The organism is Halonotius terrestris (genome assembly GCF_006861665.1).
Classification (GTDB): Archaea; Halobacteriota; Halobacteria; order Halobacteriales; family Haloferacaceae; genus Halonotius; species Halonotius terrestris.
Window position 1 is genome coordinate 35,221 of record NZ_RKLU01000007.1, and the last position, 25,886, is coordinate 61,106.

A 25,886-nucleotide genomic window follows, 5' to 3' on the forward strand; every position below is an offset into this window, starting at 1 on the left:
ATTGAACCAAGAAGGTCATCAGCCACCTGATCCGCACGTTCAAAAGCAGCTTGTTCCAAACGTGAATGTTGAGAACCAGTTAGAAGCGTATTATTCATCGAATACTACTCACCAAGAGGTCCGTCTCACTTCACTTTTGCCGAGACAATCTCATGAGAGATAGATTCCATAGGGATGCGGAATTTTACAAGAGAAGCTGCTATGATTAGTTTTATAGACGTTCCGCGGAGGCTGGGTCCATCATTTATATCGAGCCCGAGTCTACAACCACTCGCAGGTCGCGGACTCGTTCGACCGCAACGGTTGGACCACCAGCAAGCTCTGGAACGTCGGTAACTACTACTCCCGCCGGAGATGGGAGAAACTGGGAGATTCCAGACTACGAGGAGCTCAGGCACGAGATGAAGTCTCATAACAAGTATAAGGGACTACATAGTCAGTCCAGTTAGCGGGTCCGGAGGAACTCGCTGAAGCCTTCAAACCGTTGTATAACGGAGATCATAACCGGGATAGTTCGCCCGGCTATCGTAAACAGAACTCTATTCCTTCTCAATCCGGATGAAGTTCAGCATACATTCCTGCGGAAGGATCCCACCGTGATAATAGCGGGCGTCGGTAAGCCCACTTTTACTGTTGTACTGTCGGGGGTGGGCGAGCAGTCGAACTGATGTTTTTAGATATTCTGTTCCGGGTGTCTGACCCGTAACTCGGACGCCCGTTCCGGCGTCCTCGACGTCGTCTCCAGCGATTCGCCGATATTTGACCTCTCCATCTCCGTCGTAGCTAGAAATCGATTCCATCGTAGTCCCCTTCGGGAGCAGGACGAATCCGTGATCCGTCACCACGTAGATTCGATCCCAGTTTTCGTTCTCTAGCTTCTCTGTAATCAGATCGTAGAGCTCATCGATGTAACTGGTGAAATGACTCTCTGGATTGTCGAGTTCATTCTCACCGATATCGTCGATGTCCTTGTCGTAGTAGGCGATTTGGTGATGTTGCCACCCGGAATCGCGATCGTCCGGCACGTCCCATCCCTCTCGTTCAAGCACTTTCACTCGGTTTCCTTTGTTGTCGAGACGCTGACCACCTCGTTCGACAGAGAGCTTCCCGTTCCGGAATTTGACGCGGAATCTGTGGGCTCGCCCCGGTGTGAGTGCAGCCATCCCGAATTTGGTCTCTGATGGAAGTGTGCTAACTCTGGTCTCTTCGGCTATCGAATAGTCTTCTCGAAGGCGGTTGGCCAGCTCCCGAGCGAGGTCTAATCGCAGCGCATCAATCAGAAACAGGGCGACTGTTTCCCCTGTTGCGAGATCCTGTTCGTTGTCAGTCCACCACTCGTAGGCAGCGTCCTTCCCCGCCAGAGGCGATCCAGTACTGAACGAACTGACTACTGCCTCGCTCATCTCCTCAAGATAGTCCATATACCGCGTCTCTAAGAGCTCGGCACGAATCTCAGGGAGCGATTCCGTCGCCGGGTGAGAGTCGAGGAGCCTCTCTTGCTCGGGTTCACCTGTGATCTCGAGTTCCAACACCCCATAGTCGATCTTCCAAGTTCCGTCTTCCTGATCGGCATACTGGTCGAAGGGGTCGAACGACTGGGACCGCTCTTCCCAGGCTGCAAACCGCAATTCCAACTCGGCTACCTGTTCGGCTTGTTCCCAGAGCGTGGTCCAGGGAATATCGTCCGGATACACCCCGAGGGCTTGTTGGCGTTCGTTCGCTCTTTCGATACATTCCGTGTACCTCCCCTCTTCTAATGATTCGAGCCAAGCATCCCACAGAGCTGCATCAAGCGCCCCATCAACCGGACAGGCCACGAGCTCCCACACATCGTCAGATGCTTCGATTACATCCCCCCAGTAGCTCTCGCTCAGATACCGCTCTGCCAACCGCTTGCTCTGTCGGGAATCGACAATCCGTTTTAGTGGGTTGATATCGCCAAGGGTGCTACCCACTTTTCCATATCCCTCGGGGAAGGCGTCGACATCCATTCCCTCGGCGACTAGCCAACGGGCAACGGCCCACTTCCAGACGACGTCCTCGATCTCCTCTGGTGTTTCAGCACTGTCTGCAGGAGCGACGTGCCTGTCTTTCAGTGATTCTTGCACTCGGGCGATTGTCTCGTCATCCCGGTCAATTTCTGGCCATCCTCCTTCGAGGAGATGCTCTAAAATCTGCCCCTCCCCTTTGGTGATGATCTCACCGATTAGATCTCCGTAGCGTGGGATTCCACCGCTCCCAAACTGATTCTTGATTACCTTCGCCGCAGTTTCGCGATCAGATTCCGTTCCTCGTTCAATATCGTAGATATCCCAGGGGTTTACCTCATACAACTCGGCAGTCAGCTGTTCGATTGTGAGTTCGATTTCACCGCCTGTTTCACGGATGTCTCTGAACCAGTCCCGCTCAATCATCCCCTCTTCTGAATCTTTGATTGTTTTCGCTTCCGGGATGTACCAGACGTGGGGCGATTCCGGTTCTTTCACTGCGGTTCTCCTCAGTTCGAGAGGGAACCGTTCTGCCTCCGAGAACCTCACTCCAATCTGGTCTGCAGCAGCACGGACAACCTCCCGGAGATGGCCCCCCTCGTCCCACCAGACGACCCGAACTGCCGTTGCGTGTTCATCAGGAAACTCATCCTCGAGATGGGCTTTCGCTTGGTTTTCGAGTGTCGTAGTTGGTTGCGACTTCATCGGTCTCCCTCCTCTGTATCGATAACCACAATTGTTCCGTCACCTGGTTCTGTTACCTCTGCCCAGAGCTCGTCGGCAGAAGGCCCATCGTCATCTTGGTCATCATCGTCTTCATCATCCTTATCATCATCCTCTGACTCGAGCTTTGCATCGGCCTGTTTCACCAACGCTTCTGCTCGAGACGGTGTGACGAGGTCTGGTCCACTTAGCGCACGCTTCACCTGCTTCGTGATGAACGCATCAGAATGTTCTGAGTTGAGTTCCTCGTACCGAGATTCGAGCTGATTGTAGAGAGGACCATTTGGTTGATCCTCGAGTAGTCCCCGTGCCTTCTCAAGCTGGCTAGCTTCGCTGACTGCGTTCCCGGATGCGATATCGGATTCGGAGATGTCATCCGCGGATGCAGCGATCTCATCGAGTTCTCTGAGTGACTCGAAATTCACTCCTGAAATTGTCTCGGTGACGGTATCGATTTCTACGATTATGTCTTGATCCAGTAACGCTTGCTCGACCACTGAACAGAGCTCCGAGATTGAATCCCCATCGGGTGTGGTTCCCGTGAGAAGGTGGTAGAGCTCACTAATCTGGGAGGTACGGAAGTCCTGAGCCTCTGTCTGGAGCTTAGTGAGACTCTCTTTGGAAGGGATGCGTGACCCATCGACGGCGTCCTCCATCTTGTAGGTAATCGCAGCATCTGGGTACAGTGATCGCATCGTCTCGAGTGTGCTGTTGAACTCATCCCAGAGCGGCTCCTCACCCTCGAATAATGGTTCAGCTTTGTGGAACCACTCTGCCTGCGTTGGTACTGGCGATTCAGTCAGTACTGCATCGTCAAGTTCGCCACCTGCCATCCCTGGTTCTAACGCGTCACGGAGCGCATCCAGCGTGATTTCTTCGTCAAACTCGAGATCCACACGAGCACAGATGTTCCGAATACCCGAACTATTCTTTTCTGCCCATGAAGCGAGATTGGAGAGCCAAGCGGTCGGATCGTTCCCTTGTGGAGCGAATCCTCGGAGAGACTGATAGACCGCTTTTAGATTGCTACTTCCCTCAATGTCTACGGGATCGAATCCAATATCGATGTCACGGATATCGGAAATACGTCGCATCACGCGACCGATTTCGCCCGGGTCTTCGATACGGACCCCATCACGTCTGATCTCGATTTTGTTTGCTGCGGCAAGCGTGATCAGAAGCGCCGCCAGTGCCTCGCGTGGCGTTCCGAGATATTTCCCCCGTCGACCAGCGATTTCTTCGAGGACAGTCTCTCCACTCACTAATTCCTCTCCAGCGTAATCGTTGAGGAACTCTTCAGCCCACCCGTCACTAATCTCTCTCGGAACTGTCTTGACCCCGAGCATCTCTGCGTCGTCGCTTGAGAACGGCCACGTACCATTCCCGTTGAAAAACTCGAAGAGGGTCCGAGCGTCGTCAACCTCCTGCAGCCGTGTATCGAGTGTTTTCCTGTTCTCGAATTTCTCTCTGACAGCATCAGCGAGCACACTATCGATGTTGCTTAGATACGTCCCTCGCGTCGTGTTATGGTCCGGCGTATAGAGCTTCGCTCCATAGAGGAGTTCCTCGATCTCGTCTTCGACGGTCTCCTCCTCCTGTTGTTGCTCGATACGGAGTTCTGCGCTAGCCCCCGGCTCCAATAACTTATCCAACGCAATCAGATGCCGAATACTCTCGCGAAGGCCCTCTGAAAGCTCAATAACGATGAGGACGTCTTCAACGCCTTGGTCACCAGCGTTCGCCTCCTGCCATCTCGTTCGTGACTCTTCTATTGTATCCGGGTCAGCCGCTAGTACCCTGGCAACTACACCATCGAAACGAGGTTCCGGTGATGAGTCGACTTGGTCTAATACAGTATAGCGGAACGTATACGGGGCGTCGGAGATCCCGTCGATATTCCGCGTTCGGAGTGAATCATCTGCGGTCAACCGACCACGATCTGCCTCCCGGAGAAGGTCCTCAATATTGTACCGAACTTGATGTTGAGGAAGCCCTGCTGCCTCCCGGTGAATCTGATCCCAGAACTCGACGATCTCCTTCGACAGGATTCTATACGTCTGCGGTTGGACACTCTCGTCGGTTCGAACGAAGTTGTCCTCCATCAGCGCTTTGAGGGCTTCCTCAACATCGTTTTCGAGCTGATCGATGTCAGTATCTACTGAGCTAACCAGCAGCCGTGTGATGTTCTCCTTCGTTGTTGGGACGGCCTCGACCTGGCCAAGGAGATAGAGAACTTTCGCGACACTCACCCCCATCTCGTCAGTCGTGTTCTCAACTTTCTGGATCTGGTCCTTTGCCCACCCCGGAATGTCCGTTGTTTCGCGCTCAATCAAGTCATAGATTTCATCCCACGCAACGACCGCTCCAGGCTCTTTCTGGGACCAATCAAAGCTGGTGAAGAGAGAACGAACGAGAATCAGCAGCGCTCGTCCTTGAACATACTCTCTGTCCACTTCCAAGTCTTCTTTCTTGAGACTCTGCATGACCTCGCGGAGCAACCAGAGGTCGTGTTCACGGAAGGGATACGCCTCTACGGGCTCACCGACGTCGGTGTATTCTGAAGCGTCGGCAAGTTCTAACTCGAAGTCAGGAGCCCGTTCGAGCAGGTCGTGTACCGTGTTCGCCCCGGAATCTGACTTTCGGAGCCACCGCTTCCTGACTATGATCTCGGTATCGGCACCCCGGAGCGGAATTTCGTTCGTGTACCACGCCTCAGGATCGACCTCTCCCATGAAATCCTGCTGCATGTCCCGCAGCGACCACTGTCCTGTTCCCAAAATTGGGGGATTAATGTCGGCGATGAGTGTGTCGACCGTCTCCAGGAACTCTCGATAGCGGTGTTGCTGGTCACCGACGTAAATGGCGACTTCGTCGAGCCCGATGAGGAACTCGTACGTTTCGCCTGATTCCTGTAGGTAGCGCTTCGTTCGGTCCAGCCGTTCTACGAGTTCATTGGGTGTGAACGCCTCAGTACTGATCCGTCTCGTGGCTTGCTCGATTGATTCCCTGACGCCATCTTTCGTTGCATAGGGCGTGCCGTCAGTCTCGTGCATCTCAGGAAGTGCTTCATAGAGCCATGGACGGAGCGCAGCCTTGTCTTGTGCTGCTTCCTCTATCGACATTCCATCGTGTTCTACAGAGCGTACGGGTTCCCAGAGCCCATGCTCGATCTCTAGTGTCCACGCCCACTCGAGTAGCCAGAGTGGGTCAGTCGGGTAGTTGAGCTGATTCCCCAGCTCCTCGTAGATCAGGAGCGAGAGCGTTGAGTCACGGACCTTGTCCCGGTCGAGGAGGTTCATAAACAGGGGGACCAGGTGATCGATGTGGGACGAATTGAGCCGGTCTCTGAATTCCTTGAACCCAGAGAATTGGCTCGACAGCTTCGGAGCAACCGTTTCGAGCCCCTCGATCTCGCCGGTCGCGATTCCGATCAGCTTCAGAAGGTGCGTTTTCCCGGATCCGAAGGTGGCATGGACATACCGGAAGCGTGGCTGTGATCCTGTACTGTTGACGACTTCTCCAAGTTCTGTGAGTACCTTTCGAGCGCTATCAGTCTCGTAGAACTCGTCTATGTCGCGTTCGGCTTGGCCGACTTCGTTGACTTTCTGTACTTCTTCGAGTTCTCGCGTCGGCGAGCGAGCAAACAGTGATTCAAGTGTCGTATCAGTCATCGAGATACACCTCAGTGATTTTCTCGTCAATTCGGTGGGCTGGGTAGTAGTGGCGTGCGTCCTCGTTGAAGAAGCTCAATTTCCCGCCTCTAATCGAACCAGGGAACGGGATTCCGATTGTAGTATTCACGTTTCGGCGGTCCATCTCATCGAGCAGCTCTGAGGCGCGGGTGAACGGATAGAGGCTTCCGAGGTTCACCAGCAGAAGGATATGCTGCTGCGCATTCTCGCCTTTGAGTTGTCCTTCGACGAGTTTCCCGATGAGTTCGTCAGCTAGACTCGTTTCGAGCGTCTCCGTTACTGCATTCGTGGTGGTCCGCTCAAGAGGCCCGAGATCGAGTGTGGTTTCGAAAACACGCGTCTCGGGCATCAGGTGGTCAAGCCGAACACACTCGACTGTGAGTTCGTTGCCGGCCTGGTTCTCGATGCCAGCCCAGTTCGTCAGTGTATCTGGTGTCTCGGGGTCTGCCCACTGAATCAACCGTTCCGTCACTCGGTGTTCAACAGATGGTTCGACTGGCACCATGACGAAGGGATTTCGAATTCCCCGCCGTTCGCCACTTGCGAAGTCGACCAATTCCTCGGTAAATCTCTTGAGCGGGTTTCGCGTCGACGTCATTTGATAATCACACCTCCATCGATCTGTTCTATCGTCGGCTTCCTCGACTTCACGAGACGCTCAAATTGGCCCTTGAGTGCAGACTCATCGCCGAATAGCACACCTACACCTTCGATTTCCTCGGGTCGAGTCCCACCAACCAGTTGCTCTACAGTCTCGTACTTCTCACGATACGTGTCGACTCGGTCCTCAGTGAGGCTTTCCCAATCCGTTGTTGAGGATACCGTCCCGAGCGCTCGTTTCAATGTGCGCTCGTCGTGAGTTCCTGGTTCCCGGTTCGTTAACGCACTAATACAGACTTGGATGCTTTCGTGGGTATCTCTGAAGTGCCGAAGTGGGCGGAGATATCCGGATTGGAATCCATCGTGAATGCTGTGTTCAGGGAGCTGTAGGGGCGGGATCAGCCATTGATGTCCCTCGAGTTCTGTCACTAGTGATTTCGCGTTGGTCTCTGCCACTTGAGCCGACCAATCCTCTTCAAGCGCTGAAATTGCAGTCAACCGGGCATCCAGTGACTGATCAAAGGACTGCCAGCCCTCCTGCGTCCACCACTCCCGACCAGACTCGTTTTCGAGCTGTTGGCTCAGCTGGTCCAGTGCGTCGTAGAACGATTGGCTAAGCCAGTCAATCTCCAGCTCTCTGAATCGCAGTAGCCCGTCGAGTTGTAATAGATAGGATTCTCTGGAGTCCCATCGATCCTCAACCGCAGTCAACCACTCTTCGTCACTCGCCACTTGATCGATTATCTCTTCCCAGTCCGTATCGTCGGCAGCGATTGCGTCGGCGCGTGATTCTGCGCTATCCGCCAGTTCAGAGAGCGCATTGCTGAATGACGCAACCAGAGAGACGAGTGCATCGCTCTCTAATTCCGTCTCTGTACTGACTTCTGTCGTCTCTGCAAGCGTGCGCGCTTGCCTCTTAACCGACTCATTCAGTTCTTCGAGGGCAACGATTCCCTCGTCGACCGTTTGAATCGGGTCGATGATTCCAGCATCGATGAACTGTTCCTTGAGCGACGTCGAAGACGGCGCAGTACGCAGCTTGATCTCCATCTGCTGAGAGAGCGTCAGCAGTTCATCCGCGGCGAGAGCCTCTCCGTCCTCTGCAACGGGACGGAACTCTCCCGCGCGACACAGCCCCCAGAGTACCGCCGTTACTGCCGGCTTGACCTCTCCGTAGAACGGCGTCTCCTCGGTGATTTTCTCGAAGAGTGCTGGCAGACCCATCTCGTTGTCATGGTCAACCAGCGTTCGACCGACGGCGCCTCGAATCTCTTTCGCAATCGTCCCCATCGTGGACACCTCCGCATCTGGTGTTGGGACATCGATTTTCTGTGCCCACTCTGGGTACTCCTCGTCGTCGATGAGCCGCTTTAGCTCCGAGAGGTAGCTCTGGTCCACCTCGAGCATGACGGGATGGAAGAACGAGGGATAGGCACGGTTGATACACTCTTTGACCGCAGACTCGAGACCACGTGGTTCCTGAGATTCAACCTTGTACGAGCCATCTTTGAGTGCGCTCGCGAGCTTACTTTTCACCCTGTCCGCTGCATCGTCGACGTCTCGGGCTATCGTGTCGGGTGTCTCCGTCTCGGCAGTCGCTTCGTGGAACGACCACCACTCGATGAGCTGGCTTCGGAGATCATCCAATCCATCCTCCTTGACCGACCAGTAGATCGTTCCCTCGTTGACTTTCTTAGAGTCGACATCAGGTCGCACGCCCCGGATAACCACTGTGGCTTCGAGCGCACTCTCGTGCTCGTCTTCCTCTTCCAGTGGTTGCCCGTCGATGGAGAAGTTGTACGAGATGGGGTAGTTGTCGCCGTCCCCACCGTAGGGAACCGACGTTGGGAGATTCAGACGAGGGCTGATGTCCGCCCAGAGTTCAGTGTCGAAAGCGGCGATAATCTCGTCCCAATCTGGGTTCTTGCGGTTCTTGCGTGCCTCTTCGATGATCTCTCGTTCCTCTCGATCCGTGATTCGAAGGAGAGGACCGTCCTCAGCAGTGTTCGGCCTGATGTACTTGTCGAGGTTCTCCAGTGAATTCTGGACCTGGTTTCGGACGGTCGTCCGCGGCTGCCCGTTAAGGTCGTCCATCACCGCAACCGCGATGTTTGCGTCGTTCTGTGGGACTGAGTCGGGCACGTACGAGAGGAGTAAGACCGCTTTTGCGACCTTGAGATCGAAGTCAGTCGTGTCTTCGTCGGCTTCGATCTCTTCCAGGACTTCGATCTCGTTGGGGATGATGTCCTCGAGCTCGTACCGAATCAGGTCATAGAAGTCGACGAGGCTGATTAGGGACAGCTCGTCTTTGCTTTCGTCGCGCATCCATCGATCCCGGAGTCCGGCGACGATGGCGAGAATCGCTCTCGCTGTCCCTGAGAAGATCGACTTCGTCGAGTCGGCCAACTCGTTCCGAAGGTTCGAGAGTATCTCTAGGAAGAGCGCCGGCTGGTAGGGCAGGAGCGGATAGAACTGCACGAACTCCTTTTCTTTGACTCGATTGAGAGGTGGCTCTGTGTTCTGCCCGACCTCTGAGTAGACGAACGTAGATGTCGGATGTACCCGCGCCGTCAGTGCTTCTGACTCAACCCAATCTGTTCCTGCTTCGGTCTTCTTGAGGAGGCGACGTTGAACGATTTCCCCGACGTGATGACTTGGCAAGTGGTACTGGTGGGGGAACCGGTCTTTGAGAATCCCGAAGTCGAGTTGCTTCGCGGCAAGTCCTGGTCGGACGTCCTCGATTTGAGACTGCGCCGTCGCGACCATCTGGATGTTCCCCTCGCCGATCGTATCGATACTCTCCGCGAGCGCGTTGAGTTCCGAGAGACGCTGGTAGTCCCCACCGATGAAGAGCGTCACCTCATCGACGAGGAGGACGATCTTTACCGGCTTCTCAGACTCCGCCTCAAGGTCTTGCCGATACGACTCGACGGCTTCGACAGCCATCCGCTGCCCGATATCCTGGCGTTGGATATCTGCCAACCCATCTGCAGTTCCTGTCTCTCGTTCGACGAGCTCCTCCAATACAAGATCAGAGAGGGTTCGGTACTGTTGGACGTCGTCCCACGAGTACTGATCCGCGTTTGGAACGCCTTCGTTTTTGAGGACCTCTTTCGTGAGTTCGTCACGCTGATCCCACGTTCCCTGATTCTGGTACCACTCCTCGAAGAAGGCGACATCGAGTCGGTTCGAGAGGCCTCGCGCCTGGTAGACTGCTTGGAGGATGATCTCACTGAAGCTCTGTTCCCGGACGCTCTGGTACTTCAGGAGGTTGATTGGAAGGGGGACGAGATGGTGCTCGTCGAGCATCGAGGACCATGTCTCGTAGAGGTCGCTGTAGGCGCTATCTGAATCCAGCCGATTCCAGACCTCTTCTCTGTCTTCCTCTTCGAGGTCTGCAGACGCAGTGAGGAGGTTGAGGACGGTCAGCAGGTGACTCTTCCCGCTGCCGTAGTACCCGTAGAGCCAGTGATTGGCCCCCTTCCGCATCTCCTCGTCGTGGCCGTGAATTCGAGTAAAGAAGTCACGGAGGAAGTTCTCTGAGGCATCTGTGATGTGGTAGGTGTCGAGGTAGTGGCGGTAGAGCTGATCGCGATGAGCGGCTTTGTCTTCGTCTTCTTCGAACTTCCGGTCGATGCGGATCGACTCCTCGAAGGTTGCGTCCTGCTTCTCGAAGAGGTCCTCCATGGGCGTCATGCCGACCCCTCCGCGAGCATCGTGTAGAAGTCGTCGACGGGCTCGAACCAGACGCGACTCCGGGCTTCGTGGTGTGTCCAGCCCTCATATCCAGCCAGACGCTTACTCTGGGGTTCCCAGTACTCCTTGGACTGGAACAGGTAGAGCCAGCCGATCGGCTTCGTGAGCCATTCGTCGCCGTTCTGTGCCCAAGAGTAGTAGGCCGCGACCTGGAGAGGTACATCACCAACCTTCGGCGGTTGACCAGATGTCTCGGTTTTCCCTTCGAGCACACCAATATCACGAAGGGCAGACCTGAGTCCCTGTACCCACCGTTTCTGTGTTGATTCCGAGTACTCTAGCGGTTCGCCAGCCTTGTCGCGGAACTCGTCGAGGATGTTGAGAACAGTATCCGTCTCGAAGTCGAGTGCGGAGGGCCCTTGTTTCATCAGTCGGCGAAGGTACTCGTGGACGACATAACGAGCCAGCCCGTCGTGGTTGACGAGATAGAGGAAGAGGACCTGTGCCTGATCGCGTTCGTTTCGACATTGGTCCAAGACCTCTGGGAGCAACGGGATTGATGGAAACCCTTCACCCGCTGACTGAAGCCGTGCTCGAATCGCAATGAGCAAGGATTTCGAACTGTTTCGACTACTCCTGTTCGCGACTCGTTCGTCGTACCAGATGTCTTTCACTGAGGTCCAGTCGAGTTCGTCCGCGTAGAGAGAGGAGATTTCGTGTGTTCTCTTGGTCTGGAGACCACACCGAGTTAGAGCCATCGTGATTTTCGATTCGGGGAGCGTCCCGATGAGAGATGGGACCCATGAATCTAAATCCCCGTTTCGACCTGTAGCCATACTATGACGAGACCGTGGTATCTACTTAGAAGTTCTTGTGAGGACTTCAGGAAAATCGACGGACCTCAAGGGAACTTTGATGTGGGCTCATTATGAGGTAGGAGACAAGAGCGGTACATCATGTCTGGACAATCTTCTCTTGAGACGAAAGCCCAACTGGACAAATCAGAACGTGAGCATCTTGAAAAAGTTGTTAGGAAACTCCGGAAAACTGTAGAGTCAGACGTTGATTACCAGCTAGAACATTCGTACGACCTCAAAAAGAAAGGTGGCGGCGATGACCTATCTGGCGAAAAAGCAAGAGATAGGTCAAAATTAGCTGACGCAGTTGAACACGAGGATGAAGATCGAGACTGGTCCGAAAAATATCAACTCTACGTTACCGGGGTTGGATTTACGCTTGTTAACCGCATCACTGCATTGCGATGTATGGAGGTTCGAGACTTCATTGAAAGGCCGGTAACTCAGTTCGGAAACTCTGATACCACGCCTGCTGCTGAGAAACTTGAAAATGAAGAGTACCTAGCTCCCGATGAAGCGATAATCGAGGCCTTCAATCGTGAGTGCCTCGAGCTCGCCGACGAAATTGAGATCCTTTTCAATCCAGATTCCCCGTATTCGATTATCGACCTCGATGTAGATGTTTATAAAGAACTCTGTGAAATCATAGACGAAATCCCGGAGAATGTTTGGCTGGCCGATGATGTCCTTGGGTGGGTCTATGAATATTACAATCGTCCAATCGTTGAAGAATTAGAAGACAAAAACACTCTGGAACCGGATGAGGTTCCTGCTGCGAATCAGTTCTATACGCCTCACTGGGTCGTTCGACTGCTCACTGACAATAGTTTGGGGAAGCTATATTTAGAACAGAAGGATGAATTGCTGGATGCGGTTGATACTCAGTCGGAGATCTCTACTGAGCATAGAAAATCAAGGCCAACCACTCTGGAGCAAGCACCCACTGTACAGGATTTCTGCACGTACCTCTTACCGAGCGAGAAGGAAGGTAAGGCAACAGATTTTGACCATCCAGAGGAAATACGTGTTATTGACCCCGCTTGTGGCAGTGGTCATTTCCTGTTGTACGCTTTCGATGTGCTTGAACGTATTTGGCGGCGCGAGTGTCCTGAATTAGATCCTGGAGAGATTCCTGGGAAAATTCTGGAACATAACCTTCACGGGGTTGATCTCGACCTCCGGTCATGCCAGCTTGCTACTTTCAACCTCTATCTCAAGGCGAGAACACAAGCGGAGGCTGCCGGTAACGATCAGTTCACGCTTCCGAAAGTTGGGATTGTTTGCGCTGATGCTCGTATCGCAGATATGGAGTCCGTCAACGAGATTCTGGAAGGTATGTCTACTAGTGATTCAGAACTTGAAACTGCACTCCAGAAAATCTTGGACTCATTCGAAAATACTCCTGCGTTAGGGACTTTGCTCGACGTCAAAGGAACTCTAGAGGATGTATTTGACACAGATGATCAGGTGACAATACAGCAAGCAGTCAATGGTACTGGGAGCCTGAGTACTTTCTTACGCTCCCTTCAGGAAAAGATGGAGGAACGCTACGGAGATAATGAGGAGTTTGCTGCTCAGGATCTCCGGAGTTTCATCAAGCTTCTAGTTATTCTTACTCAGGACTACGATGTCTCACTGATGAATCCGCCTTACGGTGCTCGTGGGCGGATGCCTGATGAAGTCCGTGACTACATTAACGAGAACAAGAATTACAAGTATACTCCTGAATATTACATCAACTTCTTTGAGGCCTGCGAACGACTCTCGAAGAAAAACGGCCGCGTTGGAATGTTGGTCAAGCGTGAGTTCATGTTTAAAAACAGCTTGGCAGATTTCCGTGAGGATTTCATCGGGGAACGCGGTTCGTTTGATTTCCTCGCCGAATTTGGTGAGGGTATCCTTGACAAAGCAAAGGTCCGTGGAGCAGGGACCGTTGTGAGGACAAAAAGTGAGGATGACTCAGCATCTGCGGGTACGTTCATCCGATTACATGACGTACCTAAAGAACAAAAAGAGGGGAAATTACTGGAAGCTGCATATGACGCTCCGGTAGATGAGGATGGTATTCAGCGTCTCTACCGGCGAGAATTATCTGAGTTTTCATTGATTCCAGGAAGCCCAATGTCTTATTGGGCACCGATTGAGCTACGAGAAGTATTTGATTCGGAGATAGTATTTGATGCCGACAATGGGGGTGTGAATAAAAGAAGTCTCGGGGTGGTTAAACAGGGTCTCGCAACTGCTGATGATGATCGGTTCACCCGACGCTTCTGGGAAACAGACTCTGACGACTGGGTACCATTCGCTAAAGGAGGAGAAGATGCGTGGACATTACCCCGAATTAATCTGATGCTCTATTGGGGAGATAACGGTGTTGAATTAAAATCGTTTGACAGGTCCTATCTCAGGAATACTCACCACTACTTTTCGGAAGCTCTGACCTACACATACATGAAAAGTAGTGGCAGAAGGTTCGGCTATCTGCACCCTCACTCGATATTTGGTCATGCTGGGAACGTGTTTATCCCTGATTCATCATCTTGGTCGGTCATGGCATATGGGAATAGTCATGTTGTAACCTATCTGATGGCTTGTCTCGACCCTGGTCGCCACTGGGAGGTAGGGAACGTGTCAAAGTTGCCGTGGTATAGCAAATTAGCAGACACCAGTGAACTTAGAGAAATCACGGAAGAAATTGCGGGCCTCTTGCTGTATCAGCGAATGTCCGATTTCAATTCTCCGTATTTTGTTGCACCACGGATTCTACAGTTAATTGGCGAAGATGAGCCTATAGACATCTTTGAGGACCACCCTCATCGTGACCTCTTGGAAAAAACCAAGTTGCCAACGTTCGACCCTGGATGTGATTCCGCTTGGGAAATCGAGGACCTAGCAGTAGAAACAACCCGGATTCAGAAGCAGGTTGAACACCAACTTAGACAGTTAGCACGTGATACTGATACTGCTGTCTTCGACTCTTTCGAGTTTGATGAAGACCTGCGAACTGAGATCAAACGAGAAATTTCACTGCGCACTAATCAGAACCCGTTAGAACCACTTCCATCGGAACCCGATGAAGTATCTGAGCCGCAGAATTACGAATCTCAAGTACAGGACATTGTACTATATCTTGCCATAAAGGCGGTGACAAACAGTGAAGACGGGATTGCACCTCTCACCAAAGAAAGCGGTGAGTTCGAAACGCTGTTCGATATAGTCGTCACTGAAGCTGAGAGTGTATTCGGGGAGTATGTCGATGAGCGACTAAATGAAATTGACTCTGCCCTCGGAGACAAACGTACCTCAGAGATTGCCTATCCGAACCTCAAGGATTGGCTCAAAAACAATCTGTTTGATTATCAGCTGGGCCGATTAGAGAATACCCCGATACTCTGGAGGTTTACTACAGAAAGGCTAGTTGCTGATCCTGAGAGTGAGGGCTTTGGTTGTTTTGTCGATTATCACCGCTTCAGCCCATCCACATTTGACCAACTCCAGACGAACTATCTCGAACCCCGAAAGGAAGCACTCCGAGATCTCAGAGCAACTGCGAATCAACGTCGAGACGATAGCTCCCTATCGAGTTCTGACCGGGCTGAAGCTGCTGAGGCGTTCAATAAATATGAGAATGCTCTGCGGCAAATCAACGAATTTGAAGAGGCTCTGCTTGAACTCTCGGAGGTACAGAGTCGAGGGGGGAGTAAAGAATCTCAGGAATTGGCCGCGGACTTGCAGTCAGATATTGAGCGGTTCCAGAACAGGATGGAGGAACGGCTTGATGCGTTCAGGGATCTCGTAGATATGTCTGATGATGATTGGCTCGGTGAGACGTTCACTGATACCTTTAGTCCGTACGTCCTTGAACAAGAAGAGGAATGGCGAACTGCATTCGATTGCGGAATTGAGGCTTGTGGGGCGTACTCGAAAAACGAAAGTTCACCAGTGGAACCCCATTACTATGATTACTTACTGAATTGCCAGGACAACATCGGTACGACGTCCTACCACAGGAATGGAATCCTCTTTTTACATCACTACTTCGGGAAGAAGGATTTCCGAAGCCTGCTCGACGATGGAGAGCCACGTGAAGGAATGGCAAAGCGGGAAACGCTGCTTGCGAAGCTGGCAGCAGGTATCGATAAAGATGCAGAGCTGGGTGAAGATATCAAAAAGAAATGTGAACAGCTTCTGGGGGAAATCGAAGTGAATTGGAGCGGTTCATACTCCTCGGATTGGGAAGGTCGAGCATTGGACGAAATTATGACGGGTGGGTATCATCCGGTTAAAAAGCACGGCGTGGCAGTCAATATTCGGCCCCTCTCAGAAAAGAAACTAGTTCCAAAATCGGTCAACGATGACGTCGTACTCTAAGGGACCCACATGAGTATTGAATTCGACCCTGGCGATCACATTATACTCAACGGTGACCCAGCAGAGGTCATCCGTACGTATGAGGTCGGGAACCTCCCATATCTCCGGGTTTACGTCGAAGGTGATGGCGCGAAGACGGTCTGTCTTGACCACGTCTCCGTCGAACCAAGCAGTGATGCACTCGATACCCTCGAAAATCAAGTAGCAGACCTCCACCCTCGACACGAAGCAGTCTCGTCGGAGTGGTTTGACCTCCGGACCGAGGCCCTCCAGCTTAAGATGGCCCACGAGCAGGGGCAGCTCCTGAGCATCTCGAACTCGCTCGTCCGCCTCGAACCCTACCAGCTCGCCTGTGTGAATCAGGTGATGCAGAAGCTCCGCCAGCGAGCACTCATAGCCGACGACGTCGGTCTCGGGAAGACCATCGAAGCAGGCCTCATCCTCAAAGAACTTGAAGCCCGAAATCGGGCCAACAGCGTCCTCTTCCTTGTTCCCGCACACCTCCAGAAGAAGTGGATCCGGGATATGGAGCGCTTCTTCGACATCGACCTCACGGTTGCGGACCGCCAGTGGGTCGACGCCGAGCGGCGACGACTCGGCGAGGAGGCGAACATCTGGGACCAGGAGGGCCAGCGTCTAGTCACCAGCATGGCGTTCCTCCGTCAAGACGAGTTCCAGTCTGAGATCGAGAACGCCTTCTGGGACGTCGCCGTCATCGACGAAGCGCACAAGGCCAGCAAGCGGGGCGAGTCCCCCAGCAAGACCTCGCTTATGGCCGAACGCGTCGCCAATCACTGTGAATCCCTGCTGTTGCTAAGTGCGACGCCGCACGACGGGAAGGGGGAGGCGTTCCGATCCCTTATCAGCTACATCGATCCATTCCTCGTCGCCGAGGACCAGGACCTCACTCGGGAGACGGTGAACCGTGTCATGATCCGGCGCGGGAAGGAGACCATCTACGACGACAACGGCGAGCGCATCTTCCCCGAGCGAGACGTCCAGACGGCCACCGTCTCGATGTCGCCTGCAGAGGAGCAACTGTACGAGCGCGTGACTGAGTACGTCCGTGAGGTCTACAACCGATCTGACCAATTGAACGAGCCCGCCGTCGGCTTCGCGATGGCGCTCATGCAAAAGCGGCTTGTGAGCAGCGTAGGCGCGATTCGAGAGACACTCCGACGTCGCCTTCACGGGCTGCTCGAACCCGACGAGCGGGATCTCTCGACCGATGCGACGGCCTACCTCGAAGGCGAGGACCTGGAGGACTCTGACCGTGAACAGGCGGAGCAGGAACTCGAACGGCTCACGGTCGCTCAGGGTGATGAAGCACTCCAGAAGGAGATCGACACCTTGCGGGAGCTCGTCGCCATGGCAGAGGACCTCCCAGTCGACACCAAAGCCCGGAAGGTCAAACGCTACATCGAGCAGCTCTTCGAGGAGCATCCGGACGAGAAGCTCATCCTGTTCACTGAGTACCGCGATACGTTGGACTATCTCCTCGATCTCTTCGCCGACGAACCATGGGCAGACGAGATTCTGACCATCCACGGGGATGTGAGCAAAGACGAACGAACCCGGATTGAGGACGAATTCAACTACGGGAAGTCCCGATTACTGATGGCGACCGATGCAGCCAGTGAGGGGATCGACCTCCAGCACAGCTGCCACATTATGGTCAACTACGAACTCCCGTGGAATCCGAACCGCCTCGAACAGCGTATCGGTCGGATCCATCGCTACGGCCAGGATAAGGAAGTCAAGGTGTGGAACTTCCAGTTCGATGGCACTCGGGAATCCGAGATCTTCGAGCTCCTCCAGGACAAGGTCGAGGAGATTAGATCGAAAGTCGGCGCGACGGCGGACGTCCTCGGGATGCTGGACGACGTTAACATCGACTCCCTCCTGATGAAATCCGTCCAGAATCAGGAACCAGCCTCAGCCACGAAAGAGGAACTCGAGGAGTTGATGGAAGAGCGTGAACAGACGCTCCTCGAGTGGTACGAGCGGAGTCTCATAGACTGCAGTACGTTCGACGCTGAGAGTCGGAAAGAGATTCAGTCGATCGTCGACGACTCAGAGGACGTCTTCGGAAGTGAACAGGAAATCCGGGAGTTTTTCATTCGAGCTATTGAGGCGTTCGAGGGCTCAGTCGAGAAGCGCGGAAACCAGCTGTATGAGGCAGAAGTCCCATCTGCATTGACTGACAGCGGTCAGCCTGAGACGATGGGTCCGTTCACCTTCAGTCGCGATTTCGCCATCGATCACGACGGAATCGAGTACCTCTCCCCGGACGCGGATATTCTTCAGGCCCTCCGTGATTTGGTTCTCCAGCAGGAACAACACGCAGGGAAGGCCGGAATGAAGCTGCTGCCGTTCGTGGACCAACCCGGCATCACATTTGTCTACAAAGTCGCCTTCGAAGATGCAACCGGCAAGACGATTCGCGAGCAACTCATCCCCGTCTACGTCGACCTTGCTGGACTTGACGCTCAACGTTCACTCGGCCAGCGCGTCCTTGATGCAGAGACGGTTCACGCTCGTCCGGATGAGAGTACGGTATCTCGGCTACTCAAGCAACGAGGCGACCTGGAGGACGCTGCCGAGAGGTACATCAGTAGTATGGTCGCCGACATCCGGGAAGATCTGCTCGAAAACCGTCAGCAGGACGTTCAGAAAGAACTCTCCGACTTGGAAGCCTATGAGCAAGCAGAACGCGATCGGATCCAGTCGTTCATCGATTCATACGAGCAAAAAGCGACAACGGGATCGGATATGCGCATCGCGATTCGGAACCAAAAACAACGTCTTGAGCAGCTGGAAACCCGGATCGAGTCACGAAAGGCAGAGCTACGGAAGCGAGAACAGGTGATATCACTTGCACCAGACATTGAGGCGTACTGTCTTACACTTCCAGTATAGTTTGGCTATGTTTTCAGCTGGGAGGTGTAATACCTCCTTGGGATTCAACAGCGTAGCACAAAGACCCAGCTCCCACGTTGGATTCAATCAGTCTGATAGACTACTCTTACTGCCGTCAGAGGTTCAATATAGCCGATGCACACTCATTTGACGATGGAAATATGGGTAGCAACTGGTTCTACGAGAAAGAGTTGTTTTCGTCAATAGACCAATTCCGGAAGTTCCCTGAAATTTGGAGTTTCGTGAAATAGGAATCGCAGTACCTCGCGTGAATTTGGATAGGTGCAAATAGCCATAATGGTCTTTTTCCGGAAGTTACCCGGTCACGCTTTTATAACTAGACAGAAAATCAGTCTAACACATAGATGATCCGCGATGCTCGCGTTCTCCGCGCCGGGTTCGTTCCTCGGGAAGTTGAGCATCGCGACGCCGAAGTCAACCACCTCTCTAGCGTCCTCGAGCCAATCACGAATGGCGAACCCGCCGACACCGCTATCGTCACCGGACCCAGCGGCGCTGGCAAGACCTGCATCTCCAAGTTCGTCACCGAACGGCTCCGTGAAGAGGTCCTGGACGTCGAGACCACCTACGTCAACTGCTGGCGCAACTATACCCGATTCCGGACGCTCTACCAGATCCTCGACGACCTCGGCGCCACTATCGATATCCACCGGCAGTCGACGCCGCACGACGAACTGGTCGACCGCCTTCAGCAACACGACGGTCCGCGAACGGTCGTTATCCTCGACGAAGTCGACCAACTTGAGGATCCCAGCGTCATCTACGACCTCCACAGTCTCCCACAGTTCGCGATTATCTGCATCGCGAACAAGGAAGAGGAGCTGTTCGGCCGCGTCGACGATCGCCTCGTGAGTCGCCTCCGCTCCAGCGAACACGTCCGGATGGACAAGTACCACGACGACCAGCTGTACGACATCCTGAGCGCTCGCGCGAAATGGGGGCTCGACGAGGACGTCATCACCGACGACCAACTCTACCGCATTGCCGACGCGGCCGCCGGCGACGCCCGCCTTGCAATCGGTATCCTTCGAACAGCGGCCAGCAAGGCCGATCGCGAGAACCACGAGCGCATCACCGACGACATTCTCCTGGACGCCGCCGAGGATGCTCGGGCCCAGATCAAGCAGAAGAGCCTCGACTCGCTCACCCCCCATCAACGGGTTGTCTACGACATCGTTCGCGAGCACGGCCCGGTCGGGCCGAGCGAGATCCACGAGCGCTATACCGAGGACGTCGATGACCCACGGACGAAGCGGACTGTCCGCACGTACCTCTCGAAGATGGAGCAGTACAACCTCCTTGAGGCGAAAGGGACGAGTCGGGACCGAGAGTACTCACTCGTCGATTCGGCAGCTGCGTCGCCGATGCAGTGAATTGTTCGCTGTTCGATCAGGCGTCTCTGAATTGGTGTCTCAGCGGATCTCCACATCAGCTTTTTCCACCGCCCACAGAACCGAGGTATATGGCGCAGGTCAACTGGGAGTTCTCTGAAACAGAGATCAGTAACGTTCGAAGGATTATCGATGAACAAGAGAACAACCCGTTCGTCCAGAAACGGCGTGACCAGAACGTTGTAGAAGCGGAAGTCAGTATTACTGCAGATCACTTCTGGAACGTTCATCTGGCTGCATTGCTAACCTCTCAGCAGCGGTCAGGACCAGAAAGCCATGTTTCGCAGTTTCTGAAAGAAGAAATTCAGTCAGTGAGTCTTGACCAGTGTCGGGACGTCGAGAGGATCGGCGAATACGTCTCCGGGATCCTCGAAGAGCACGGTGGGATTCGATACTACAACAATATCGGCGAAGCCTGTGAGAGAAATTTCGAACGATTGGATACAGATGGTTGGGACGAACTGTGGGGTGAACTTGAAAAGCTAATTGAGATACGGAAGCGTAAACCAAGAGACAGCGACTACGCGGTGGAGAGAGAAGTATCGACGTATCTGTCTGAAGGGTTTGCTGGTGAAGGATTCCACAGAGTTGGCTCAAAGCAGGCACGGAATATCCTCCAGATTCTCGGGTTGACACGGTTCGAGATCCCTCTCGATTCCCGTATCACGAAATGGCTAAACACCAATCTTGATCTGCCTTATCGCGTCTCCGGCTCCGGGCTCAGCAACCGCGAGTACTACCACTTTATTTCCGATATCGTCCAAGAGAGCTGTTCAACGGCCGGGGTTCTCCCATGTATTTTCGATGCCGCAGTCTTCTCAAGCTACGATACGAATTGGACACAAAGCAACGCTGACGCGATTTTCTGACTGGCCAAAAAATTCGTGAGCGAGCAAGCAAGTGTATCGATTCGAGCGAGCATTAACCAACACCGCGAGTTTTGGAAGGCCGTGTGTTGGTTAACAGATTGGTTTTCATGAACCAAATTCGTGTACTCCTCATAGAACCAGCGGGAGTGCGAATCCGAGGAGACTAATCGACCTGAACTGCGAGGTATCGAAAGTTCGGGCTACCAGATACTTCAATATCGTCTCGGTACGAGAAATCGCTCCATTCAATCTGGTACTTTCCGTCAAGGTCAATCGGCTGATCTCTATTGCGGCTTTCCATCCAGGGTCGATAGTCTTTCCAATCTAATTCCCCCTCAAGCGTTCTTCCTTCATAGATTCGGAATTCATCATGGAGAGCACTGCGGCTGGGTTCGCTCCAGTAATTCGGAATATTACTTAACAGAATGAAATATCCATAACCCCCGTTCTCTGCTACGACGTTTTCTAAACGTTTTATGTCCTTTATATTATCATAGTGAGATCTGTTCGCGTCATGATTCCCTCCAATCTGAAATGACTGATCAAATCTATGATCCCTCACTCGTGATTTGGCAGTCAGGTATTTCAGCTCAATCGGAACGATGCTATCCTCCGTCCGAACGCCGATATCGGTTCGATTTCCGTCGACCGCTTCCCACTCAACTGTTACCTGCTCTTCTCCATATCTCTGCAGAAGTTGAACCGCAAGTGAAAACCGAAATTGCTCTTCAACAGTGAATACCTGGTCAATACTGTTCATCGCTCCGTCAACATCGATCATAACTCCGAGCAAGACTCTCCATCACATAAATCAGGATGCCGAACTTCGATAAGCTCATTCTGGAAACGTTCCCTGAAACCGCCTATCTACACAGAAATCTTGCCGACTGAGTACACGTAACCAACAGTCTGGCTCCTTCCCTGAAACTCGGAAGCGCCACGCCGCGGCTTATCGGGAATGTGGACCTCTAGTCGAGTATGAGAGAACGCGCAACGTCGAACCGATTGGCGGTGGACCAACCGACACGGGGCGCTGACCGCAATCAGGCCCTTGCTGACCAAGCCGATCCGACCACGGACGCGATGTTGTTGCCGTCACTCGATGACGGCATCACGTTGCTCGACGTCGAGGAAAGTCGCGGCGTCCCAATCCTGCAGTCGCTCGTGCTTGACCGTCTCCTCCTGCACGACGGGGCCGCCTTCTGGGTCGACGCAAACGGCCACGCGACGACGACGACACTCGCTCAGATCGCGCCCAGCCAACGGTTGCTCAACCGAATCCACGTGGCACGCGGATTTACCGCCTACCAGCACTACGGCGCCGTCTGTGATCTCCCGTCAGCGGTGAACAAGTCGATCCAGATGTCCACCACCAACGCCGGGGCGGCCGGTCGACGGGCACCAAGTCGTGACGAGGACACGTCGCCCCACACACCAGCCCTCATCGTCGCGCCAGCCGTCGACGCGCAGTACCGCGCCGACGATACCCTCGGCGAGACTCACGCGAAAACCCTCCAGGCCAGAACCCTCGCCCGGTTGGCGACCTACGCCGACGGATACGACATCCCGGTGCTCGTCACCCGGGCGCAGCGCGACGACTTCACGGCGCCGGTCGCGACGGCCGCCGACCACCACCTGGAGTGCGAGCAGACGCGGATGGGCCCACGGGTCGTCGGCGAGGACTTCGAGACGCTCGTTTACCCCGTCGACGACGGCGCGTACTACCAGACGACGTTCGCGTACTGGCAGCAGCTGCTCGCGGCACGCGCCACGCAGGTCGGCGTGGAACCGACGACGCCGGCGCCGTCGACGCCGACCCCGGAGGGTGTCGGCACGGGGGTCACCGCTGACGGTGAGACGGTGTCGGCGACCGCGGACCCCTTGCTCGATGCGTGGACTGCGACCGGGACAGGAGGCCGATAGCGATGGGGCGTACGAACCCAACCTACCGAGATGCGCTTCGGGCCATCGAAGAGCGTTGGTCAGAGTTCCGCCGGGCACTGCGGCGTCGCGACCAGCCTCGGTTCGACCGGCTGTTCGAGTACGCCCGCGAGCACGCCGACGCGAGCGGGCTGTTGAACCACCAAAATCCGCTGCTGCCGGCGCTTCTCAGCATCGATCTCGAACAGGAGGGCCGTCTCGACGATCACGAGGAACGCCTCGAGGAACTCGAGGACGCGGTCGCAGCACGTGATGATGAGGAGGCCGCTCCGCCAGACTCGGACCCGTGACGATGCCGTTCAGCATCGACTTCCTGGATGACGGCCGCGTCCTGGAGTGGGAGGCGACCGCCGACGGCGCCGTCGCGACCGAGCGCGATGACTACACGCCACGCTTCTACGTCGCCGCTCGCGACCCTGATGCCAACCTCGACCTCACGACGCTCCAGTCCGTGTACGACCAGCACCCGGATGTCGTCGCGACCGAAATGGTTGCGCGACGACCGGGCTTTCGACGGGACGAGGAGGCCGTTCTCGCGGTCGATGTCGCCCACATCGATCGCGTCACTCCACTCGCCCGGCAGGCGCGTCAACTGTCGGACTATCCAGTCGGGGATCTCGCCTGTTTCAACGTGGACTTTTCGCGGGAGTTCCGGTACTGTCTGGAGACCGGCGCCGATCCGACGCCGGCGAGCGAGCTGTCGACGCTCCGGCTCAGCGTCCCGGTGAGCGAAACGAGCAACGACGTCTACGAGGAACTGTCCGTTGCCGGCGACACCGTCACCGGCTCGCCGACGGATATCCTGACCGCCGTCCAAGAGGCACTCGAAGCGCACGATCCGGACGTCCTGGTCTGCTCAACCAGCGAGATCGTCCCGACCCTGTACGAGATGGCGACGGACGCCGGCGTCGACGACTTCTCGCTGAGTCGGTGGCCGGACGTCGACTACCAGCAGCTCGCGAGCCGGTCGACGTACTCGAGCTACGGNCGCGTCGGCCACTCGCCGGCNCGGTACAACGTGCCCGGCCGGGNNATNATCGACNNGTCGAACACGTTCTTCTACGGAGAGACGAACCTCGACGGCGTCCTCGACCTCGTATCGCGCTCAAAGAAGCCCGTCCAGGAACTTGCGTGGGCGTCGATCGGGAACGTGCTCACGGCGATCCAGATCTGCGAGGCCCACGACCGCGATGTCCTCGTCCCGTGGAACTCCTGGCGTCACGAGTTCTACAAGCCGATGGGGACACTCCACGACGCCGACCGTGGCGGCTTCATCTTCGCGCCCGAGGTCGGGCTTCACGAGAACGTCCACGAACTCGACTTCTCCTCGTTGTACCCGAACATCATCTGTACACGGAACGTCTCGCCGGACGTCATTCGATGTGACTGCCACAGCGACCGCGACGACGTCCCCGGCCTCGGGTACTCGATCTGCGACGACCGGGGCTACCTCGTCGACGTGCTACAGCCGATCATCGACGCGCGCGACGAGATCAAGGCGGCCATCCGTCGCGAGAAGGAACGGAACAACCCCGACGAGGACCGGCTGGCGGAGCTCGAGGGACGGTCGGGAGCGCTGAAGTGGATCCTCGTCGCCTGCTTCGGCTATCAGGGGTTCAGCAACGCGAAGTTCGGCCGCATCGAGTGCCACGAAGCGATCAACGCGTTCGCTCGCGAGATCCTACTAACAGCGAAACAGCGACTGGAAGCTGGCGGCTGGCGGGTCGTCCACGGAATCGTCGACTCCATCTGGGTGACGCCGGACCCCGACATCGACGACGATGACCGCGAGGACCTCGAGACGCTCGCGACGGAGATCACGGAACGCGTCGAGATTCGGCTCGAACACGAAGCCCACTACGACTGGGTGGCGTTCGTCCCGCAGCGCGAGAGCGGCGCCGGCGCGCTGACGAAGTACTTCGGGAAGGTCGCCGGCGACGACGACTTCAAGATCAGAGGCATCGAAGCCCGACAGCGTTCGACCCCGCCGTTCATCGAGGACGTCCAGCGGGACTGTCTCGACCAGCTCGACGCGACTCGATCTCCGGACGGCGTACTCGACTGTCTTCAGGACGCGATCAAGCGCCTCCACGCTGGAACGGTGCCGGTCGAGCAGCTCGTCGAACGGAATCGTGTCTCCAAGCCGCTGGAAGGGTACACGCAGAACACCCAGAACGTGGCGGCGCTGAAGCGGGCTCGGGCTCAGGACCTCGCCATCCACCCGGGACAGGACATCGAGTACGTGGTCGTCGACGACAAGAAGAGTTCGCGAGAGCGGGTCGCGTTGGCCCACGAAGAGATAGAGTCGTACGATGCGTCGTACTACGAGACGCAACTCGTCAGAGCTGTCGAGAGTGTGCTGGCACCGCTTGGCTGGGGTCGGACGGAGATTCGACGCGAGATCGCGGAAACTCGGGAAACGGACTTGGCCGCCTTCACCGAGATTGAGAGAGGTTAACCAACACTATCGAGGTATCGGGAGGTTTGTTGGTTAATGCTGAGTGGAGACACGGAACGGACCCGGAGAGAATACTTCGCCCACACACCCCTCGTCCAGAGTGAAAACCAATCAAGAGAGTGGGGTGAGGTCCACGGGAAACGGAGGTTCTCGTGGGAGAAGCTCAGCAAGAATCACGGTAAGACTGCCTGAGACGGGAGAACACGGAAGAGATGGAACAGCATACACGAGCAGCGGTTCGAAACCACCCGGACGAATGCCGCTTTCGTCCTCTTCCCTATGCTGAATGTACTTGGAGAGTGGTAGGAAGTAGGTAGTAATAAAACTTCTAGGTAATACTATGGAGATTGGTATGTTTAG

Annotated in this window: 13 protein-coding genes; 7 read left to right on the forward strand and 6 right to left on the reverse strand. The window is 54.9% G+C overall.

What is annotated here, in order from left to right:
- Positions 1-539 precede the first annotated feature (539 nt).
- From pglZ to EGH24_RS12705, 5 genes are read right to left on the reverse strand one after another with little or no spacing between them, the layout of a single operon-like run.
- Positions 540-2,693: a BREX-5 system phosphatase PglZ gene (pglZ, locus tag EGH24_RS12685; RefSeq protein WP_142980502.1), complete on the reverse strand. Its 2,154-nt coding sequence runs from the start codon at positions 2,691-2,693 to the stop codon at positions 540-542.
- The gene (locus tag EGH24_RS12690) at positions 2,690-6,382 is read right to left on the reverse strand and encodes a hypothetical protein (protein ID WP_142980503.1); all 3,693 of its coding nucleotides are present in this window, start codon (positions 6,380-6,382) and stop codon (positions 2,690-2,692) included. The genes pglZ and EGH24_RS12690 overlap by 4 nt, the downstream gene beginning before the upstream one ends.
- The gene (locus EGH24_RS12695; protein WP_142980504.1) at positions 6,375-7,001 is read right to left on the reverse strand and encodes a BREX protein BrxB domain-containing protein; all 627 of its coding nucleotides are present in this window, start codon (positions 6,999-7,001) and stop codon (positions 6,375-6,377) included. The genes EGH24_RS12690 and EGH24_RS12695 overlap by 8 nt, the downstream gene beginning before the upstream one ends.
- Positions 6,998-10,690 (reverse strand): hypothetical protein, encoded by a 3,693-nt coding sequence (locus EGH24_RS12700; RefSeq protein ID WP_221886744.1) that lies wholly within the window; start codon positions 10,688-10,690, stop codon positions 6,998-7,000. Before EGH24_RS12700 ends, EGH24_RS12695 begins: the two co-directional genes overlap by 4 nt.
- A 5-nt stretch (positions 10,691-10,695) precedes the next feature.
- Positions 10,696-11,535, reverse strand: coding sequence for a BrxA family protein (locus EGH24_RS12705; protein WP_321167813.1), 840 nt, complete (start codon positions 11,533-11,535; stop codon positions 10,696-10,698).
- 120 nt (positions 11,536-11,655) lie between these two features.
- On the opposite strand from EGH24_RS12705, the gene pglX reads away from it, so the two are divergent.
- The 4 genes from pglX (at position 11,656) to EGH24_RS12725 (ending at position 21,127) form a co-directional block, all read left to right on the forward strand.
- The gene (gene pglX, locus EGH24_RS12710; protein WP_142980506.1) at positions 11,656-15,927 is read left to right on the forward strand and encodes a BREX-5 system adenine-specific DNA-methyltransferase PglX; all 4,272 of its coding nucleotides are present in this window, start codon (positions 11,656-11,658) and stop codon (positions 15,925-15,927) included.
- A 9-nt stretch (positions 15,928-15,936) separates the two neighbouring features.
- The gene (locus EGH24_RS12715; RefSeq protein WP_142980507.1) at positions 15,937-18,846 is read left to right on the forward strand and encodes a helicase-related protein; all 2,910 of its coding nucleotides are present in this window, start codon (positions 15,937-15,939) and stop codon (positions 18,844-18,846) included.
- 365 nt (positions 18,847-19,211) lie between these two features.
- Positions 19,212-20,240: a Cdc6/Cdc18 family protein gene (locus EGH24_RS12720; RefSeq protein WP_142980508.1), complete on the forward strand. Its 1,029-nt coding sequence runs from the start codon at positions 19,212-19,214 to the stop codon at positions 20,238-20,240.
- Positions 20,241-20,329: 89 nt separating this feature from the next.
- Complete coding sequence (locus EGH24_RS12725) at positions 20,330-21,127, forward strand: hypothetical protein (protein ID WP_142980509.1); 798 nt, start codon at positions 20,330-20,332, stop codon at positions 21,125-21,127.
- Positions 21,128-21,290: 163 nt separating this feature from the next.
- Here EGH24_RS12725 and EGH24_RS12730 read toward each other — a convergent pair whose 3' ends face one another.
- The gene (locus EGH24_RS12730) at positions 21,291-21,908 is read right to left on the reverse strand and encodes a hypothetical protein (RefSeq protein ID WP_142980510.1); all 618 of its coding nucleotides are present in this window, start codon (positions 21,906-21,908) and stop codon (positions 21,291-21,293) included.
- A gap of 197 nt (positions 21,909-22,105) precedes the next feature.
- Between EGH24_RS12730 and EGH24_RS12735 the strand changes: the two genes are divergently transcribed.
- Genes EGH24_RS12735 through EGH24_RS12745 form a run of 3 tightly spaced genes read left to right on the forward strand, consistent with a single transcriptional unit; the run spans position 22,106 to position 25,526 of the window.
- On the forward strand, positions 22,106-23,050 hold the full coding sequence (locus EGH24_RS12735) for a hypothetical protein (RefSeq protein ID WP_185903326.1): 945 nt from the start codon (positions 22,106-22,108) through the stop codon (positions 23,048-23,050).
- Between the two features lie 2 nt (positions 23,051-23,052).
- A complete protein-coding gene (locus EGH24_RS12740) occupies positions 23,053-23,358 on the forward strand; it encodes a hypothetical protein (RefSeq protein ID WP_142980511.1) in 306 nt (101 codons plus the stop codon).
- A 2-nt stretch (positions 23,359-23,360) separates the two neighbouring features.
- Entirely contained in the window at positions 23,361-25,526 is a 2,166-nt protein-coding gene (locus EGH24_RS12745; RefSeq protein ID WP_185903327.1) for a type B DNA-directed DNA polymerase, read from the forward strand.
- Positions 25,527-25,886 lie beyond the last annotated feature (360 nt).